15 protein-coding genes and 1 rRNA gene are annotated in these 16,917 nt (G+C 72.6%); 4 read left to right on the top strand and 12 right to left on the bottom strand.

All coding sequences use genetic code 11. The features are described from left to right. The first annotated feature begins 126 nt into the window (after window positions 1–126). Window positions 127–1,779 (top strand): PucR family transcriptional regulator, encoded by a 1,653-nt coding sequence (locus ACZ7L6_RS33755; protein WP_471930885.1) that lies wholly within the window; start codon window positions 127–129, stop codon window positions 1,777–1,779. A gap of 20 nt (window positions 1,780–1,799) precedes the next feature. On the opposite strand, the gene ACZ7L6_RS33750 is transcribed toward ACZ7L6_RS33755, so the two are convergent. The 6 genes from ACZ7L6_RS33750 to ACZ7L6_RS33725 all read right to left on the bottom strand — a co-directional run bounded on the left by ACZ7L6_RS33750 (window position 1,800) and on the right by ACZ7L6_RS33725 (window position 8,846). Beyond that, the gene (locus ACZ7L6_RS33750; protein ID WP_471930571.1) at window positions 1,800–2,936 is read right to left on the bottom strand and encodes a glycosyltransferase family 4 protein; all 1,137 of its coding nucleotides are present in this window, start codon (window positions 2,934–2,936) and stop codon (window positions 1,800–1,802) included. Window positions 2,937–3,690: 754 nt separating this feature from the next. Continuing rightward, window positions 3,691–4,455 carry a hypothetical protein gene (locus ACZ7L6_RS33745; RefSeq protein ID WP_471930569.1) on the bottom strand — a complete coding sequence of 255 codons (765 nt, stop codon included), beginning with the start codon at window positions 4,453–4,455 and terminating at the stop codon, window positions 3,691–3,693. Window positions 4,456–4,838: 383 nt separating this feature from the next. Next, window positions 4,839–6,557, bottom strand: coding sequence for a DNA repair protein RecN (gene recN / locus ACZ7L6_RS33740; RefSeq protein ID WP_471930883.1), 1,719 nt, complete (start codon window positions 6,555–6,557; stop codon window positions 4,839–4,841). A gap of 234 nt (window positions 6,558–6,791) precedes the next feature. Beyond that, a complete protein-coding gene (locus tag ACZ7L6_RS33735; protein WP_471930567.1) occupies window positions 6,792–7,697 on the bottom strand; it encodes an NAD kinase in 906 nt (301 codons plus the stop codon). Next, on the bottom strand, window positions 7,694–8,509 hold the full coding sequence (locus ACZ7L6_RS33730; protein ID WP_471930565.1) for a TlyA family RNA methyltransferase: 816 nt from the start codon (window positions 8,507–8,509) through the stop codon (window positions 7,694–7,696). The genes ACZ7L6_RS33735 and ACZ7L6_RS33730 overlap by 4 nt, the downstream gene beginning before the upstream one ends. A 7-nt stretch (window positions 8,510–8,516) precedes the next feature. After that, entirely contained in the window at window positions 8,517–8,846 is a 330-nt protein-coding gene (locus ACZ7L6_RS33725) for a hypothetical protein (protein WP_471930563.1), read from the bottom strand. Window positions 8,847–8,888: 42 nt separating this feature from the next. Here ACZ7L6_RS33725 and ACZ7L6_RS33720 point away from each other — a divergent pair, with 42 nt between their 5' ends. Beyond that, complete coding sequence (locus tag ACZ7L6_RS33720) at window positions 8,889–9,236, top strand: sterol-binding protein (RefSeq protein WP_471930561.1); 348 nt, start codon at window positions 8,889–8,891, stop codon at window positions 9,234–9,236. Here the strand turns inward: ACZ7L6_RS33720 and ACZ7L6_RS33715 are convergent. The 4 genes from ACZ7L6_RS33715 to ACZ7L6_RS33700 form a co-directional block, all read right to left on the bottom strand. After that, complete coding sequence (locus ACZ7L6_RS33715; RefSeq protein ID WP_471930559.1) at window positions 9,220–10,128, bottom strand: ABC transporter ATP-binding protein; 909 nt, start codon at window positions 10,126–10,128, stop codon at window positions 9,220–9,222. The genes ACZ7L6_RS33720 and ACZ7L6_RS33715 overlap by 17 nt on opposite strands. Next, the gene (locus ACZ7L6_RS33710; RefSeq protein ID WP_471930881.1) at window positions 10,125–11,144 is read right to left on the bottom strand and encodes a FecCD family ABC transporter permease; all 1,020 of its coding nucleotides are present in this window, start codon (window positions 11,142–11,144) and stop codon (window positions 10,125–10,127) included. Before ACZ7L6_RS33710 ends, ACZ7L6_RS33715 begins: the two co-directional genes overlap by 4 nt. A 107-nt stretch (window positions 11,145–11,251) precedes the next feature. Beyond that, window positions 11,252–12,295, bottom strand: a complete 1,044-nt coding sequence (locus ACZ7L6_RS33705) for a FecCD family ABC transporter permease (protein WP_471930557.1) — start codon at window positions 12,293–12,295, stop codon at window positions 11,252–11,254. A gap of 140 nt (window positions 12,296–12,435) precedes the next feature. Continuing rightward, complete coding sequence (locus ACZ7L6_RS33700; RefSeq protein ID WP_471930555.1) at window positions 12,436–13,464, bottom strand: HAD hydrolase-like protein; 1,029 nt, start codon at window positions 13,462–13,464, stop codon at window positions 12,436–12,438. 72 nt (window positions 13,465–13,536) lie between these two features. Between ACZ7L6_RS33700 and ACZ7L6_RS33695 the strand changes: the two genes are divergently transcribed. Then, on the top strand, window positions 13,537–14,829 hold the full coding sequence (locus tag ACZ7L6_RS33695; protein ID WP_471930553.1) for a DUF1015 domain-containing protein: 1,293 nt from the start codon (window positions 13,537–13,539) through the stop codon (window positions 14,827–14,829). 73 nt (window positions 14,830–14,902) lie between these two features. Here ACZ7L6_RS33695 and ACZ7L6_RS33690 read toward each other — a convergent pair whose 3' ends face one another. Further along, window positions 14,903–15,658, bottom strand: a complete 756-nt coding sequence (locus ACZ7L6_RS33690; protein WP_471930879.1) for a tetratricopeptide repeat protein — start codon at window positions 15,656–15,658, stop codon at window positions 14,903–14,905. A gap of 291 nt (window positions 15,659–15,949) precedes the next feature. Between ACZ7L6_RS33690 and ACZ7L6_RS33685 the strand changes: the two genes are divergently transcribed. Next, on the top strand, window positions 15,950–16,792 hold the full coding sequence (locus ACZ7L6_RS33685) for a hypothetical protein (RefSeq protein ID WP_471930897.1): 843 nt from the start codon (window positions 15,950–15,952) through the stop codon (window positions 16,790–16,792). A 32-nt stretch (window positions 16,793–16,824) separates the two neighbouring features. On the opposite strand, the gene rrf is transcribed toward ACZ7L6_RS33685, so the two are convergent. Further along, window positions 16,825–16,917 (bottom strand): 5S ribosomal RNA (gene rrf / locus ACZ7L6_RS33680); the annotation flags it as partial.

Raw genomic sequence — 16,917 nt, 5'->3', positions numbered from 1 at the left:
ATTGTCGGGCGTCGGGCGCCGGTGATCGTCTCCGTAACCGTCCGGAGATGTCGTGGAAGCATCCCCGCGGGTAGCGTCCGGCTCATGGACAGCGGTACGGGCGGTACGGGCAGCCGTACAGGCGGCATGGGCAGCGGCACGGGCGGTACGGAGAGCGGATTCGGCACCCACGGCGCCGGGATCACCGTGCGGCGGGCGCTGGAGCTGCCGGGGCTGCGCAGCGGGCTGCCCGAGATCCTGGCGGGCGCCGACCGGCTGGGGCGGACCGTGCGCTGGGTGCACGCGGGCGAGGTGCCGCACATCGCCTCGCTGCTGAAGGGCGGCGAGCTGCTGCTGACCACGGGCTACGGTCTCGGCACCCGCCCGGCCGACCAGCGCGCGTTCGTGCGCACCCTGGCCGAGCGCGGTATCGCGGCCCTCGTCGTCGAGCTCGGCCCGCGCTTCACGCGCCTGCCCGCCGCGCTGGTCGACACGGCCCGTGCAGCCGGTCTGCCGCTGGTCCAGCTGCATCGCGAGGTGCCCTTCGTGACGGTCACCGAGGAGATCCACACCGAGATCGTCAACGGCCACTACGCACTGCTGCAACGGGCGGAGGAGGTGCACCGACGGTGCACGGAAGCACTGCTCGGCGGCGGCGGTGTGCCCCAGGTGCTCGGCATCCTGGCCGACTTCAGCGGCAACCCGGTCTTCCTGGAGACGACGGACGGCCGGCTGCTGTACGCCGCCGGGGCCGGGCCCGAGGGTGCGGACCCGTTGCAGGTGTGGGAGGGGCTGCGGGGGCAGCACAAGGACGCGCCGCCGCCCGCCGGGTCGGTGCTGGTGGATGTGCCGGGCGGCGGGCCCGGGACGGGTTCGGTCCGGGCGCGGCTCGTCCTGCTCCCCGTGCGGGGCCCGCTCACGCCCGTCCATCGCATGGCCGCCGAGCGGGCGGCGGGGATTCTGGCCGTGGTGCTGATGCAGGCGCGGCAGGAGGAGGAACTGGCGGCACGCGGACGCGGGGACTTCCTGACGGACCTGGCGGAGGGCCGTATCGCCGCCGACGACGCCCCGGCGCAGGCGCGCGTGCTGGGCTTCAAGCCGGGCAACAGCCCGCTGCTGCCGGTGGTGATGCGGCTGGGGGACGTCCTGTCGCCGGGCGGCGGCTGGGCGGTGCTGGCGCGTGCGGTCGCGGAGGAGCTGGCGTCGGTGGGGGTGCCGGTCCTGCTGGGCGTACGGCCGGTGGAGGGCCGTGTCCTGGTGCTGCTGGGCCTGCGGTCGGAGTCGGAGCGGTCGGCGGTCGCGGACCGCGTCGCGGCGGCGCTGCGGGCGGGCGTGGAGCGGGCCGGGATCCAGCGGCCCGGAGCGCAGCCGCCGGTGGTGGTCGTCGGAGTGGCCGGCGGCTGGGCGGCGGCCTCGGCGGGCCTCAGACACGCGGCGGAGACGGCGACGGCGGCGCAGGGCCTGACGGACCGCCCCTGGTACGACGCCCGGCGCCTCGACATCGACCTGCTGCTGTGGCGGCTGCGCGACCACCCCGACCTCGCGGCCTTCGTGGACCGCGCGATCGGCCCGCTCCGCAACCACGACAACCGCTCCAAACCGCCCCTGCTGCCCACCCTGGAGACATACTTGGCGCACGCGGGCCGCAAGGCCGAGACGGCCCGCGAACTGCACCTCAACCGGCAGACGCTCTACAACCGCCTCGCCCGCATCGGCGAGTTGCTCGGCACCGACCTCGACGACCCGCAGACGGTCCTGGCGTTGAGCCTGGCGCTGCGGGCACGGCGGCACGTGCCGTAGGAGAGGCGACCGCGGAGCGCCTAGATCATCGGCCGAGGCTGCGTCAACTCGTCGTAGACACTGAGCACTTGAGCGACCGTCTCGTCCTCGGTCGGCCAGGTCGCCGCCTGCCGCACGCCCCGCTCCTTCAGGAGTTCCCGCCGCTCGGGGTCGCCGAGCAGCCGTACGACGGCGTCGGCGAGCGCCTCCGGGTCGCCGTACGGGACGAGTTCGGCCGCGTCACCGACGAGTTCCGGGATGCCGCCGACGTCGGTGGCGACGAGCGGCACGCGCGTGTGAAGGGCCTCCTGGGCCAGCACGGACCGCGCCTCCCACCTGCTGGGCAGGAGCGCGATGTCGGCGGCGGCGAGCAGTTCGGAGACGTCGTCGCGCCGCCCGATGAGCCGCACGGGCAGCCCCTCGTCCTCGATCCGCCGCTGCAGCGCGGCCCGCAGCTCCCCCTCCCCCGCGATCACCACCAACGGCACGGGATCGAGCCGCAGCCATGCACGCGAGGCGTCCAGCAGCACGTCGTATCCGCGGTGCCGCTCGAGCGAGCCGACGGCGATCAGCAACGGGCGCCCGGTGGCGCCGAGTTCTGCGCGGACCTTGGGCCGCAGCCGGTCGGGGTCGTCGGGCTCGACGCCGCGGCGCGCCCCGGGCAGCGCGACGGCGGCCAGGCGCGCGTCCCGGGCTCCGGTCCGGCGGGCCCGGTCGACCAGCGCCGAGGTGCTTCCGAGCACGACGGAGGCGGCCTTGACGACCCGCCGCTCCAACAGCCGTACGAGATGGGCGCGGGCCCCCTCGGCATACGCCCGGTCGTGCCAGGTGACGACGAGTGGAGTACGCCGTCCGCTCAGCGCGAGCACGGCACGGAAGGAGGCGTGCAGCCCGTGCGCATGCACCAGGTCGGCCTCCGCGCACGCCGCTCGCAGCACGGCCACGGACGCGGGGTCGCTGCTCCTCGGCACATGCACGTGTTCGGCGCCGGCGCCGGTGAAGTCGTAGAGGTGATCGGCCTCGACAGGGGCGCACACGGTGACCCGCACGCCCCGCGCGACCAGCCCCGAGGCCAGCGATCGCACATGCGCGCTACTGCCGGCGTTGCCGCCGCCCAGCACCTGCACGGTGCGCAGCGACGACTGGCCGTGCGGTGAGGGGCTGCTCACGGGGGTCACGTGGCCGGGGCTCCTGGTCGTGGGTGGGCGGTCACGAAGAAAGTACAGAAGGATCGGGCGGAGGGGGTGTACCGCGAGGATCCCTACGCGTACGACGTGTTTACGCCAAGGATGCCAGCACGTACGGGTGTTCCGTGACCGGCGGGAGGGCGGGGGCCGGACGCCACGGCGGGGCGAGTCACCTGCATGGGTGAGGAACGCCGCGTTCCACCCGAACACCTGCACGCGGCGCACGCCTCGACGGCGAGCCCGATCCAACGCCTCAAGCCGACCCGACAACAGGCCCACCGTCCACTCCAACGCACTGCAATGGGCCGATGCGCACCACACCGGCAGGGCGTCAACCTCGCCAGTGGTCCGCGGTCGCCTCAGGAGTGGCCGAACACGCCTGCGGGGCGGGCCGACCTCCGCGTCGTGGGCCGATCACGCCTGCGAGGCGGCCGACCTTCGCGTCGGTGGGCCGACCACGCGTGACGGGACGGCCAACTTTTTGCCTCGGGGGGCCGACCACGCCTGGCGGGACGGCCGACCTTCGCGTCGGTGGGCCGAGCACACGTGACGGGACGGCCAACTTTTTGCCTCGGGGGGCCGACCACGCCTGACGGGGCAGCCAACCTTTCGCTTCGGGGGGCCGACCACACCTGACGGGGGCAGCCAACTTTTCGCCTCAGTGAGCCGCCCACGCCTGACGGCACGGCCGACCTGCCGCCCTCAGCGAGCCGACCAACGCCTCGGTGGCGGACCGTCCTTCGTCTCACCGGCCGCCCAGCCCACCCGCCGCCTCGCTCACCTTGTCGCCGTACACCGCGGCTGCCACGAGGGCGGCGGCATGCGCGACCAGGCCTGCCCGGCTGTTCCCGGCGACGACGGCGGCGCCCAGCGCCGCGCCCAGCGCATGGGCACCGGTGTCGCCGAGCATCGCCCGCTCACCGAGGTCGTCCGGCAGTACGGCCGCGGCGGCACCCATGGCGGTGGCGGCGATCCGGGCGCCGGGCCCTTCTCGGAGCAGCCCCGGCGCGCCGAGCGCGAGCACCGCGGTGGCGGCCCTGCCCGGGTGCACGTCCAGGAGGTTGACGAAGTGCGCGGCCCCGGCGATCACCACGCCCGCGAGCAGCTTGTCCACGGGCCGCTCCTTGAGGAACGCCCCCGCGGCGAGCCCCGCGGCGGATATCCCGATCAACTTGACCGCGCCGCTGGTGACTTCGCCGTCCCGGAGGGCGGAGAGATGCGCCCGGAACCCACGCCGGGGATCACCGGCCCCGGCGACGTCGTCGTACGCCCCGCAGGCTCCGGCGACGGCCACGGCCACCCCGGCGGCCGGCCGCACGCGTCCGGCCCCGACCGCGGCCGCCAGGGCGGAAGCGGCACCGGCGTACAACTCCACGGTCCGGCCGGCATAGTTCTTCCGCTCCCAACGGCCCCGGCCACCGGGCGCCTTGGCACGCAGGGCGGCGACGGTGGCGCGGGTGAGGGCGGCGGAGAGGCCGAAGGCGGTGGTCCTGGGGGCACGTTCGATCATGCGGCCACCCTACGGACCAGCACTGACATCCGGGCCCCAGTTGCCGACCGAGCCACGACCGCCAATCCAGTCCACAACTACCGACCCCAGCCACCATCGCCAAGCCGACCCACAGCTAGCGACCTGAGCCACGACCGCCCCACAACGACCTCGAACCACCACTGCCAAGCCCAGCCCCAGCCATCGGCGCCAGCCACCACCGCCAAGCCGACCTACAGCCACCGACCCGGGCCACGACCGCCAAACCCGGCCACAACTACCGACCCCGACCCCGACCCCGACCGTCAAGCCGGGCCGCCATGACAGCCCAGCCCTCCCCGGCCCCGGCGACCCGCCCCGCGCCCCGGCCGCCAGCGCCGCCCCTCGCAGAGCGCAGCAGCCCGCTACATGTCCGCCCGAGCCGTCGCCAGCAGTTCCTCCGCGTGCGCCCGGGCGGTCTCCGAGTCCTCCTGGCCGGCGAGCATCCGGGACAGCTCCCGGATCCGGTCCTCGCCTTCGAGGACCTTCACGCCGGACCGGGTGACCGACCCGTCGTTGGTCTTCTCCACCAGCAACTGCCGGTCGGCGAAGGCCGCCACCTGCGGAAGGTGGGTCACGACCACGACCTGCGCAGTCTTCGCGAGCCGCGCCAGCCGCCGCCCAATCTCGACCGCCGCCTTGCCGCCGACACCGGCGTCGACCTCGTCGAAGAGATAGGTCGGCACAGGATCCGTCCCCGCGAACACGACCTCCACGGCGAGCATCACGCGCGAGAGCTCACCACCGGACGCGCCCTTGGCGATGGGCCGAGGCGGCGCACCAGGGTGCGGGGCGAGCAGCAGCTCGACCTCGTCGACGCCGGCCGGCCCGTACGCGACCGTACGCCCGCCGACCTCGACCCCCTCCGGATCCTCGGTCTGCCGGATGGCGAAGGACACGCGCGCGTGCGGCATGGCGAGCGAGGCCAGCTCGGCGGTCACGGCGGCGGCGAACCGCTCGGCGGCATCCGTCCGCGCATCGGTCAGCGCCTGCGCCAGCCCGCCCAACTCGGCCCGCAGCGCATCCCGCTCGGCGGTCAGCTCCTCGATCCGCTCGTCGTCGCTGTCCAGTTCGGTGAGCCGCGCAGCGCTGCGCTCGGCCCAGGCCAGCACCGAGGCGACGTCCTCGCCGTACTTCCGCGTCAGCGCGCCGAGCGCGGCCCGCCGTTCCTCGACGGCCGCCAGCCGCAGGGGGTCGGCGTCCAGGTCGTCGGCGTACCCCGCCAGCTCCCCGGCGACATCGCCCAGCAGGATCCCGATCTCGCCGATCCGGTCGGCCAGCGCGGCCAGCGCCGGATCGTGCGACCGCACGGCGTCCAGGGCACGCTGAGCGCCCGCGACGAGCGTGGCGGCGTCGATGCCCTCGGGGTCCTCGGGATTGCCGGCGAGGGCGGCATGAGCGACCGTGGCGGCCGAGGACAGGGCCTCAGCATGCCCGAGCCGCTCCGCCTCCTCCGCGAGCTCGGTGTCCTCACCGGCGCGCGGCTCCACGCCCGCGATCTCGTCGAGCCCGTACCGCAGCATGTCGGCTTCCTGGGCCCGCTCACGCGCGCGCGTGACGATCTCCTCCAGCTCGACGGACACGGCCCGCAACCGCCGGTAGGCCTCGCCGTACTTGGCCAACGGCCCGGCGACGGCGTCCCCCGCGTACCGGTCGAGCGCCTGCCGCTGCCGGGACAGCTTCAGCAGCCCCTGCTGGTCGGTCTGCCCGTGCACGGCGACGAGCTCGTCGGCGAGCTCGGCGAGAACCCCCACCGGAACGGACCGCCCACCCAGGTGCGCCCGCGACCGCCCCTCGGCGGAAACGGTACGGCTGATCAGCAGCGCCCCGTCGTCGAGCTCGGCCCCGGCCTCCTCGGCGCGCACGGCGACCGACGCGTCCGAGGGCACGGTGACCCGCCCCTCCACGACAGCCTTCTCGGCCCCGATCCGCACCAGCGCCGGATCCGCACGCCCACCCAGCAACAACCCGAGGCTGGTGACCACCATGGTCTTGCCCGCACCCGTCTCACCGGTGACGGCGGTGAACCCCGGCGACAGCTCGACGACCGCATCGTCGATGACTCCGAGCGACCGTATCCGCATCTCCTCCAACACGGACACGACCTTACGAGGTCGGGACCGGGGAGTGCGACGGCCCCCGGTCCCAGTCATGTGAAGGTCCAGGTGACGAATGTGTATCGGCCTCACATGTCACCCAGGCGAGTGGAGGTTCCTAGGGGCGCGGGGCTGTTTCAATGTGCGGCTCCGCCGCGTGGGCGCGACCAGCCACAGACCACCCGCAGCCGCCGACGCTTCGGATCCATCCCCCACCAACCGCTAATGAGGCGCCCCCCGCCACCCGGATACCGGCAACGCGAACTTCGCAACCAACCGATCGGTGAACGAAGCGTGATGCAGCCGAGCCAGCCGCACCGGCACAGCCCCCCGCCGCACCTCGACCCGCGCCCCCGGCGGCAACTCCACAGTCCGCCGCCCGTCGCACCACAAAACCCCCGGAGGGATATGCGGCAGAACCTCCACAGCCAGCACAGAATCCGGCGACGTCACCAACGGCTTCGCAAACAACGCATGCGCACTGATCGGCACCATCAACAGCGCCTCCACCTCGGGCCACACCACAGGCCCACCCGCGGAGAAGGCATACGCCGTAGAACCTGTCGGCGTGGACAGCACAATGCCGTCGCACCCGAACCCCGTCACCGGCCGCCCGTCGATCTCCAGCACGACCTCGAGCAGCTTCTCGGCGCCCGCCTTCTGCACGGCTGCCTCGTTCAGCGCCCAGTCCGTATGCACGACGTTGCCGTTCTGATGCACGACGACGTCGACGGTCATCCGCTCCTCGACCTCGTACGCCTTGGTCACGACCCGGTCGACAACCTTGTCGAGATCGTCGCGCTCGGCCTCCGCGAGGAACCCGACCCGCCCCAGGTTGACACCCAGCATCGGCACCCCGGACGCCCGGGCGAACTCGGCGCCCCGCAGCAGCGTGCCGTCACCGCCGAGCACGATGAGCAGCTCGCACCCGTCGAGGCACTGCGGGGTCGCCTCCTTGACGAGTTGCACCTCGTCCGGCAGAGGCAGATCCTGCGCCTCCGCCTCCAGCACACGCACACCGATCCCCGACCTCAGCAGCCCCTTGACCACGAGCTCGGCACTGCGGATGGCGGCGGGCCGCCCGGTGTGGGCCAGCAGGAAAACAGTACGAGCTCGGTTCTGCATCAACGCGGCCCCTCCGCAACTGCTCGGTCAACGTCGGCCGGGTCCAGAGCGGGCGCCCCGGCACGCAGCCACAGAAAGTACTCGACATTCCCGGAGGGTCCGGGCAACGGACTGGCCGTGACGCCCTTCACCCCGAGCCCGAGTTCCCACGCCTTGTCGGCCACGCCGCGCACGGCCTCGGCCCGCAGCTGAGGACTGCGGACGACCCCGCCGCTCCCCAGCCGTTCCTTCCCCACCTCGAACTGCGGCTTGACCATCATCACCAGGTCGGCGTCCGGCTTCACGCACCGCACCAGGGCGGGCAGCACCAGTCCGAGCGGGATGAAGGACAGATCCCCCACGACTAGATCCACTGGTTCCCCATCGATCGCTTCGAGCGTCAACTCGCGTACGTTCGTACGGTCCTTGACGGTGACGCGTTCATCACTCTGGAGAGTCCAGGCGAGTTGTCCGTATCCGACGTCGACGGCGACGACATGCGCGGCTCCCGACCTCAGCAGCACGTCGGTGAATCCCCCGGTCGACGCCCCGGCGTCCAGCGCCCGCCGCCCCTCCACCTGGAGCCCCTGCGGTACGAAGGCCTCCAGCGCACCCGCGAGCTTGTGCCCGCCCCGCGACACGTACTCGGGATCACTGCCGTCGGTCGCGACGACGATCGCCGCCGCGGTCTCCACCTGCGTGGCGGGCTTGGTCGCGACGGTCTTGCCGACGGTGACCCGGCCGGCGGCGATCAGCTGGCTGGCGTGCTCGCGCGAGCGCGCGAGCTTCCGGCGGACCAGCTCCGCGTCCAGACGGCGACGTGCGACTCCTGCCACGTTCGGTTCAGCTCCTGTTCCCGTACGACGGTGAGGGCGCCGGAGGTCCCGGGCGGGCGTCGAGCGCGGTGAGCGCGTCGCGCAGCCCCCGATGTACATCCTCGTACACCTCGATGTGCCCGTCGGTGGCGAGGTGGTCGGCATCGCCCAGCCGCTCCAGCTGGGCGTCGACGTCGGCGTTGCCGGTGGGAGTGCGGGGGATGTTCAGCGGGGCGGGCGCGGCAGGGTCGTGCTCGGGCTCGACCGAGAACTCGGCCTCCGCTTCGGCCGCCGCCTCGGTCGCCTCCCCCGGGATCCCGGCCTCCGGGATCTCCGTTTCCGGAACTGTGTCGCTCATGCCCAGACGCTACCCCGAACCGCTGGGGTACCGTCGATCGCGATGGCCACGATCGAGGAGTGCCGCGCCGCACTCGAGAAGCTCTCGGACAACATGCAGCGTGCCGAAGGGGACGCCCGCACCGCCGCGGCCCTGGACCGCTCGGTGAGCTGCCACATCACCGACCTGGACGTCACGTTCGCCGGCCGCATGGCGGGCGGCCGGATCCATGTCCAGGACACGTTCCAGGGCCCGCCCCGCGAGAAGGCCCAGATCAGACTCAGCATGACCGGCGACGACCTGGTCGCCCTGGTCGACGGCGAGCTGCACTTCGCCAGGGCCTGGGGGTCGGGCCGGGTGAAGCTGCACGCGGGCGTGCGCGACCTGCTGCTGCTCAGGAAGCTTCTGTAGCGGCCACCTTCACCTCCGCGCGTGCCTTCCGCGCCGCCGGCACCACCAGCGGCGTCCCGGTCTCGGGGTCGTCGATCACCTGGCAGCGCAGCCCGAAGACCTCCTCGACCAGCTCGGCCGTGACGATGTCGTTCGGCGCGCCCTCGGCGATGATCTTCCCGCCGCGCAGGGCGATGAGGTGCGTGGCGTACCGGGCGGCGTGGTTGAGGTCGTGCAGTACGGCGACCAGCGTCCGCCCCTGCTCCTCGTGCAGCTCGGCGCACAGGTCGAGGACGTCGATCTGGTGCTGGATGTCGAGGTAGGTCGTCGGCTCGTCGAGCAGCAGCAGCGGCGTCTGCTGGGCGAGCGCCATGGCGATCCACACGCGCTGCCGCTGGCCGCCGGACAGCTCGTCGACATAGCGATCGGCGAGCTCGGCGACGCCGGTCTGCTCCATGGACTCCTGTACGACCCGCTCGTCCTCGGTGGACCACTGGCGCAGGATGCCCTGGTGCGGGTAACGGCCGCGGCCGACCAGATCGGCGACGGTGATCCCGTCGGGCGCGATCGACGACTGCGGCAGCAGCCCCAGCGTGCGCGCGACCTTCTTCGCCGGCATCGACTGGATGACCTGCCCGTCCAGCAGCACCCGGCCCTGGCTGGGCTTGAGCATCCGGGACAGCGCCCGCAGCAGCGTGGACTTGCCGCACGCGTTCGGGCCGACGATCACAGTGAAGGAGTTGTCGGGTATCTCCACCGACAGTTGCTCGGCGATGACGCGCTGGTCGTAGGCGAGGGTGACGTTGTCGGCGGACAGGCGGTTCACAGTGCTCCTTCGGTCGTTCAGCGCGTTGTTCGGCCCGCTGCTCAGGCTCTCGCTGCTGCGGCCCTCGCCGCCGCTGCCGGCGCTCATATCCGGCCCGCCCTGCGCTCGGTGACCAGCAGCCAGAGCAGGTACACGCCGCCGAGCACGCCCGTGACCACGCCCACGGGCAGCTGGTCGGCACCGAAGACCCGCTGGGAGATCCAGTCGGCGGTGACGAGGAGGGCGGCGCCCATGCACAGGGAGGGCAGCAGGTTCGGCCCGGGCGAGCGGGTCAGTCGCCGGGCGAGCTGCGGGGCGGTGAGCGCCACGAAGCTGACGGGGCCGGCGGCGGCGGTGGCGGCCGCGGTGAGCAGCACGGCGGACAGCATCAGCAGCAGCCGTACGCGTTCGACGCGCACTCCGAGGGCGTAGGAGACGTCGTCGCCCATCTCCATCATCCGCAGCTCGCGCGCATTGCCGAGGACGAGGGGTACGAGCACGGCGCACAGCCACAGCAGTGGCCAGACCTGAGCCCAGTCACGGCCGCTGAGGGATCCGGTCATCCACACCACCGCGCGGGCGGCGTCGACCAGGTCGGCCTTGGTCAGCAGATAGCCGTTGACCGCCGTCATGATCGCGGACATGCCGATGCCGACCAGGACCAGTCGATAACCGTGCACGCCCCGCTTCCAGGCGAGCAGGTAGATGGCGAGCCCGGTCCCGAGTCCGCCCACGAGCGCGCCGACGGTGACCTCGGTGGCGTTCCCGGAGAACAGCACGATCACCACGAGCGCCCCGGCCGTGGCGCCCTGCCCGAGGCCGAGGATGTCGGGGCTGCCCAGCGGGTTGCGGGACAGCGCCTGGAACAGCGCACCGCCGAGGCCCAGCGAGGCCCCGACCAGGAGTCCGACCAGGACCCGCGGCAGCCGCAGCTCGTTGACGATGAACTCCTGCCCCGCGTTGCCGTCGCCGAGCAGCGACTTGAGCACGTCACCCGCCGGGATCGGGAAGTCGCCGGTGCCGATCAGCACGACGCTCGCGGCGAGCGCGGCGACCAGCAGCAGGACGACGACGGTCAGGGCCCGGACGTCCAGCCGCACGGAGAGCCCACCCGGGATCCGCACGGCACGCGTGGCACGGCCGGCCTTTCCCGCGGGCTTCCCTGCGGTCTTCGCTTCGCTCTTCGACGCGCTCTTGGCGCCGTCCTTGGCGTCGTTCTTCACTGCGGTCCTCACAGCTGTGCCGTCCTCCGCCGTCGTACGAGAAAGATGAAGACCGGCCCGCCGAGAATCGCGGTGACGATGCCGACCTGGAGCTCGGAGGGCCGGGCGACGATCCGGCCGAGGACGTCGGCGCCGAGCAGCAGCACCGGCGACAGGACGGCCGCGTACGGCAGGATCCAGCGCAGGTCGGGTCCGGTGAAGGACCGTACGACGTGCGGCACCATCAGGCCGACGAACACGATCGGCCCGCAGGCGGCGGTCGCGGCCCCGCACAGCACGGTCGCGGCGAGCATCGACAGGACCCGGGTGCGGTTCAGATGGGCGCCGAGGGCCTTGGCGGTGTCGTCGCCCATCTCCATGGCGTTCAGCGGACGGGCGAGGGCGAGCGCGAGGACCGTGCCCGCGAGGAGGAACGGCAGCACCTGGGTGATGGTCTCGTCGGTCGCCGAGGACAGCGAACCGACCGTCCAGAAGCGCATCTTGTTGAGCGCCGCGTCATCCATGATCATCACGGCCTGGAGATAGCCGTAGAGCGCGGCGCTGATCGCCGTACCGGCCAGCGCGAGCCGCACCGGCGTGGCACCCCGGCTGCCGCCGAGGAACCAGACCATCGCCCCGACCGCGGCCGCGCCGAGGAAGGCGAACCAGACATAGCTGCTCAGGCTCGTGACGCCGAGGAAGGTGATGGCGGTGACGACGGCGGCGGACGCGCCCGCGTTGATGCCGAGCAGGCCGGGATCGGCGAGCGGGTTGCGGGTGAGGGCCTGTAGCACGGCCCCGGCGAGGCCGAGGGCGGCACCGGCGAGCAGTCCGAGAACGGTGCGCGAGATCCGGTCGTCGACGACGACGTCGCCGTAGGTCCCGGAGGCCTCGAACAAGCCGTGCCAGACCTCCCCGAGGGACAGCTGTTTCGCCCCGATCGCGATGCTCGCCGACGCGACGACCACCAGAATCAGGACAGAGACGAGCAGCCCAACGGCACGTATCGCCCGTCGGGTTGGGGGCGCGGACTCGGGCTCCGCGCGCTGTTCGGGAGGACTGTCGACCAACACGCAGTTAGGTTAGCCTACCCTCCCATTCAGCCACGATCCCGCTGCGACGACCAGCGCTGACGCGAGCGCGCCCGCTCTCACTCCGGGGCCGTACGACGACTCACGGAGCCGTACGACGACTCACGGAGCCGTACGACGACTCACAACCCCAGCCGCGCCAGCGCCTTCCCCGCGTCCAGCGCACACGAGCCCTCTCCGGCCACGGTCCAGGCCGCCGCGCACAGCGCCCGCAGCCCGTCCAAGCCCGAACCGTCGCCGTCGAGTTCCAGCCGCTCCACCCCGGCGGCAGCCGTCCAGCCACCACACCGGAAGCCGCCCCCGTCCTGGACGACCTCCGGCTGCCCGGTGAGCAACCCCCGCAGATCGGCGTCGACATACGTCGGCCGGTGCTGCGGCGGCGCGGCCAGCAGCTGGGCGCCGTCGGTCACCCCGGTCAGCACCAGCAGCGAATCGACGTCCCCGTTGAACGCCCCCTCGATGTCCGTGTCCAGCCGGTCCCCGACCACCAGCGGCCGCTCGGCGCCGGTCCGCAGGATCGTCTCCCGGTGCATGGGGGGCAACGGCTTGCCCGCCACCTGCGGCTCGGCGCCCGTGGCTATCCGTACGACCTCTACCGCCGCCCCGTTGCCCGGCGCGATCCCCCGCGCGCTCGGAATCGTCAGGTCGGTGTTGGACGCGAACCACGGCACCCCGCGCGCGATGGCGTAACAGGCCTCCGCGAACCGCCCCCACGGCAATTCCGGCCCGCCGTACCCCTGCACGACCGCCGCCGGATCGTCCTCCGCCGACTCCACGGGCTCCAACCCGCGCTCCCGCAGCGCCACCCGCAGCCCCTCGCCGCCGATCACCAGCACCCGGGCATCCGCCGGCACCTGCTCACTGATCAGCCGCGCGACCGCCTGCGCCGAGGTGATGACGTCGTCCGCCCCCGTCGGTATCCCCAGCTCCGTCAGATGCGCGGCCACGGCGCCCGGAGTCCGCAGGGCGTTGTTCGTGACGTACGCCAGATGCATCCCGCCCGCACGGGCCGCGGCGAGCGACTCCACGGCGTGCACGATCGCGTTGCCTCCCGCGTACACCACACCGTCGAGGTCGAGCAGCGCCGTGTCGTACGCCTCGCTCAGGGCCTGGCCACTGCCCTCGGGCCTCGTCCTGACGCTCTGGCTCATTCCGCATCGCTCCTCGTTCGACGGCTTTCCCCCGATCATCCCCCATGCCACTGACACCCGTACGATGCCGGGATGAACACAGCAGGTCACCCGGAAGCAACGGCGCGCCGAGGCCTCGAACTCACCCCGTTCCGAGGGCTTCGCTACGACCCCGACCGGGTCGGCAGCCTTGCCGCCGTGACATCCCCTCCGTACGACGTCGTCGTCCGCCCCGACGGCCTGCATCACCTCCAGGACGCGGACCCGCACAACATCGTCCGCCTGATCCTCCCCCAGGCCGGCACGCCCGGCGCCCGCAATGAACAGGCCGCGAAGACCCTGCGCCGCTGGCTGTCCGAAGGCGTCCTGACCACCGACCCCGAGCCCGGCCTCTACGTCTACGAACAGCACGACGGCGACGGCATGCTGCAGCGCGGCGTCATCGGCGCCCTGCGCGTGACGGAGCCGACGGAGGGCCTGGTCCTGCCCCACGAGGACGTCATGCCGCACGTGGTCGCCGACCGCGCGGCCCTGATGCGCGCCACGTCAGCGAACCTCGAACCCCTGCTCCTGACCTACCGCGGCAACGGCACGGCAGCCGACACGACCGCCGTCATCGAGCGCACGGTCGCACGCCCCCCGCTTCTGGCGACCACCACGGAGGACGGCTTCAGCCACCGCCTGTGGTCGATCACCGACCCCACCGAACTGGCCCGCGTCCAGTCCGACCTCGCCCGTCACCAGGCCCTGATCGCCGACGGCCACCACCGCTGGGCGACGTACCGTCGTCTACGCGCGGAGCACCCCTCCCCCAGCGCCTGGGACTACGGCCTGGTCCTCCTGGTCGACACAGCCCGCTACCCCCTCCGCGTCCGCGCCATCCACCGCCTCCTGCACGGCCTGCCGGTACACGACGCCCTGGCGGCCCTGGACGGCCTGTTCCGCGTACGCCGCCTCGACGTCCCACTCACCGAGGCCCTGGAGACGCTGGCCGACGCGGCCTGCTCGGGCAACGCCTACCTCCTCGCCGGAGACGGCGCCTTCCACCTCGTCGACCAACCGGACGCCACCCTCCTCGCCCGTACGGTCCCCGAAGACCGCCCGGCCGCCTGGCGCACCCTGGACGCGACGGTCCTGCACGCCACACTCCTCGCCCACGTCTGGCACATCCCCGAGGACGACCCGACCCGCATCGCCTACATCCACGACACCGCCGCCACCGTCCGGAAAGCGGAACGCGACGGCGGTACGGCCGTCCTGATGCACCCGGTCCGCGAGGACGTCGTACGCGACCTCGCCCGCCAGGGCGTCACCATGCCCCGCAAGTCGACGTCGTTCGGCCCGAAGCCGGCCTCGGGCCTGGTCCTGCGCGCCCTGGACCTCTGAACGCCGCGGGCCGCCTGAAACGCCGAAGGGCGGGACCCCTTCCTGGGATCCCGCCCCTCACCTCAAGCGTCGCTCACTCCTTGTCGCCCTCATCGGGCCGAGCCTGATCCTGCTCGTCGCCGCGGTCGTCCTCGTTCTCGCCCTCGGTCTCGTCGAAGGCGTCGACGAACTCGACACCGTCCAGCTCGGCGAGCCGGTCGGAGGCGTCCGTGCTGCCGTCCTTGTCGGCCTCGACGGCCTTGGCGAACCACTCCCGCGCCTCACCCTGCCGCCCGGCGGCAAGCAGCGCGTCGGCGTACGCGTACCGCAGCCGCGCGGTCCACGGCTGTACGGCGTTGGAGGCCAGCTCGGGGCTCTGCAGCGTCACGATGGCCGCGTCCAGCTGCCCCATGTCACGCCGGGCGCCGGCCGCGACGAGCCGCATCTCGACCTGCCCGGCCTTGTCCAGCTTCTGCACCTCGGGCGCACCGGCCATGTCCAGCGCCTTCTCGGGCCGCCCGAGCCCACGCTCACAGTCGGCCATGACGGGCCACAGGTCGGTGTTGCCGGTCATCCGCCGAGCGGCCCGGAACTCGGCGAGCGCCTCACTGTACTTCTGGTTGGCATACGCGGCGAACCCAGCGGCCTCCCGTACGGCGGCAACGCGCGACGCGAGCCGCAGGGCCACCTTGGAGTAGCCGTACGCACCCTCGGGGTCCTCGTCGATGAGCCGGGCGACCATCACCAGGTTCTTGGCGACATCCTCCGCAAGCGTCTTCGGCAGGCTCTGCAGCTCCTGCCGTACGTCCTTGTCGATCTCGTCGCCCGTGACGTCCTCGGGGATCGGCAGCCGCTTGATCGGCTCGCGGTCGCGGTCACGGTCCCGCTCGTCACGGAACCGGCCACCGCCGCGCCGGTCGTCGCGCCGGTCGTCGCGGCCACGGAACCCGCCGGGGCGTCCGCCCCGGTCGTCACGCCGGAACCCACGGCCTCCACGGTCGTCCCGCCCACGGAACCCACCGCGCTCACCCCGGCTGTCCTCACGCCGGCTGTCCTCACGCCGGAACCCACCGCGGTCCCCACGGTCGTCGCCCCGACGCTCGTCGCGCCGGAATCCACCACGGTCCCCACGGTCCTCGCCATGACGCTCGTCGCGCCGGAACCCACCACGGTCACCGCGATCGCCACGCTCACCCCGGTCGTCCCGGCGGAAGCCACGGTCGCGGTCGTCGCCACGGAAGCCACGGTCCCGGTCATCCCGCCGGAAGCCACCACGATCCCCGTCGCGACGGTCATCACGGCGGTCGCCACGACGGTCATCACGGCGGTCGTCGCGACGGTCATCACGGCGGAAGCCACCGCGGTCGCCGCGGTCATCGCCCCGACGGTCGTCTCGGCGACCGTAACCACCGCGATGGTCATCGCGACGACCGTAGCCACCACGGTCGTCGTCGCGACGGTCGTCCCTGCGGTCGTCGCGGCGGTCATCTCGACGGAAGGCGGGGCGGTCTCGGTCCCCGTCCCGACGGAAGCCACGGTCGCGGTCCCGGTCGTCGCGGCGCGGCCCACCGGGCCGGTCGTCACGCCGGAACGCCGGACGCGGCCCACGGTCGCCCTCGCGCCGGCCGCCGTAGCCGCCGCGGCTGTCGTCACGCCGGAAACCACCGCGATCGCCGCCACGCTCGCCTCGGTCGTCACCTCGACGGTCGTCCCGACGCCCGTAGCCACCACGGTCGTTGTCCCGGCGAGGCCCACCGGACCGGTCGTCACGGCGTTCGCTGTCCCGCCGGTAGCCACCACGGTCACCGCGGTCGCTGCGGAATCCTCGGCGATCCCCCCGGTCCCCTCGGTCGCCGCGGTCACCACTGTCCCGTCGGCGCTGGTCGCGCTCCGGTCGATCGTCGGGAGAGTTGGTGGACATGGTGACTCCTGTCTTCGGTACCGCAAGCATTCTAAAAACGAAAGGACCCCTGGTCCCAGCTGAACGCTGGTGACCAGGGGTCCTTCCCAAAGATTGTTCGGCGGCGTCCTACTCTCCCACAGGGTCCCCCCTGCAGTACCATCGGCGCTGTAAGGCTTAGCTTCCGGGTTCGGAATGTAACCGGGCGT

This window comes from Streptomyces sp. NPDC107522, from assembly GCF_055657525.1.
The sequence above is the reverse complement of the archived record's forward strand: the minus strand, read 5'-3'. Positions and strand labels throughout refer to the sequence as shown.

Bases quoted from the DNA above. Each gene is read 5' to 3' on its own strand.
- ACZ7L6_RS33755 (WP_471930885.1), top strand. From the start codon at position 127: ATGGGCAGCGGCACGGGCGGTACGGAGAGCGGATTCGGCACCCACGGC.
- ACZ7L6_RS33745 (WP_471930569.1), bottom strand. From the start codon at position 4,455: ATGATCGAACGTGCCCCCAGGACCACCGCCTTCGGCCTCTCCGCCGCC.
- recN (WP_471930883.1), bottom strand. From the start codon at position 6,557: ATGCGGATACGGTCGCTCGGAGTCATCGACGATGCGGTCGTCGAGCTG.
- ACZ7L6_RS33725 (WP_471930563.1), bottom strand. From the start codon at position 8,846: ATGAGCGACACAGTTCCGGAAACGGAGATCCCGGAGGCCGGGATCCCG.
- ACZ7L6_RS33720 (WP_471930561.1), top strand. From the start codon at position 8,889: ATGGCCACGATCGAGGAGTGCCGCGCCGCACTCGAGAAGCTCTCGGAC.
- ACZ7L6_RS33715 (WP_471930559.1), bottom strand. From the start codon at position 10,128: ATGAGCGCCGGCAGCGGCGGCGAGGGCCGCAGCAGCGAGAGCCTGAGC.
- ACZ7L6_RS33700 (WP_471930555.1), bottom strand. From the start codon at position 13,464: ATGAGCCAGAGCGTCAGGACGAGGCCCGAGGGCAGTGGCCAGGCCCTG.
- ACZ7L6_RS33695 (WP_471930553.1), top strand. From the start codon at position 13,537: ATGAACACAGCAGGTCACCCGGAAGCAACGGCGCGCCGAGGCCTCGAA.
- ACZ7L6_RS33685 (WP_471930897.1), top strand. From the start codon at position 15,950: ATGACGCTCGTCGCGCCGGAACCCACCACGGTCACCGCGATCGCCACG.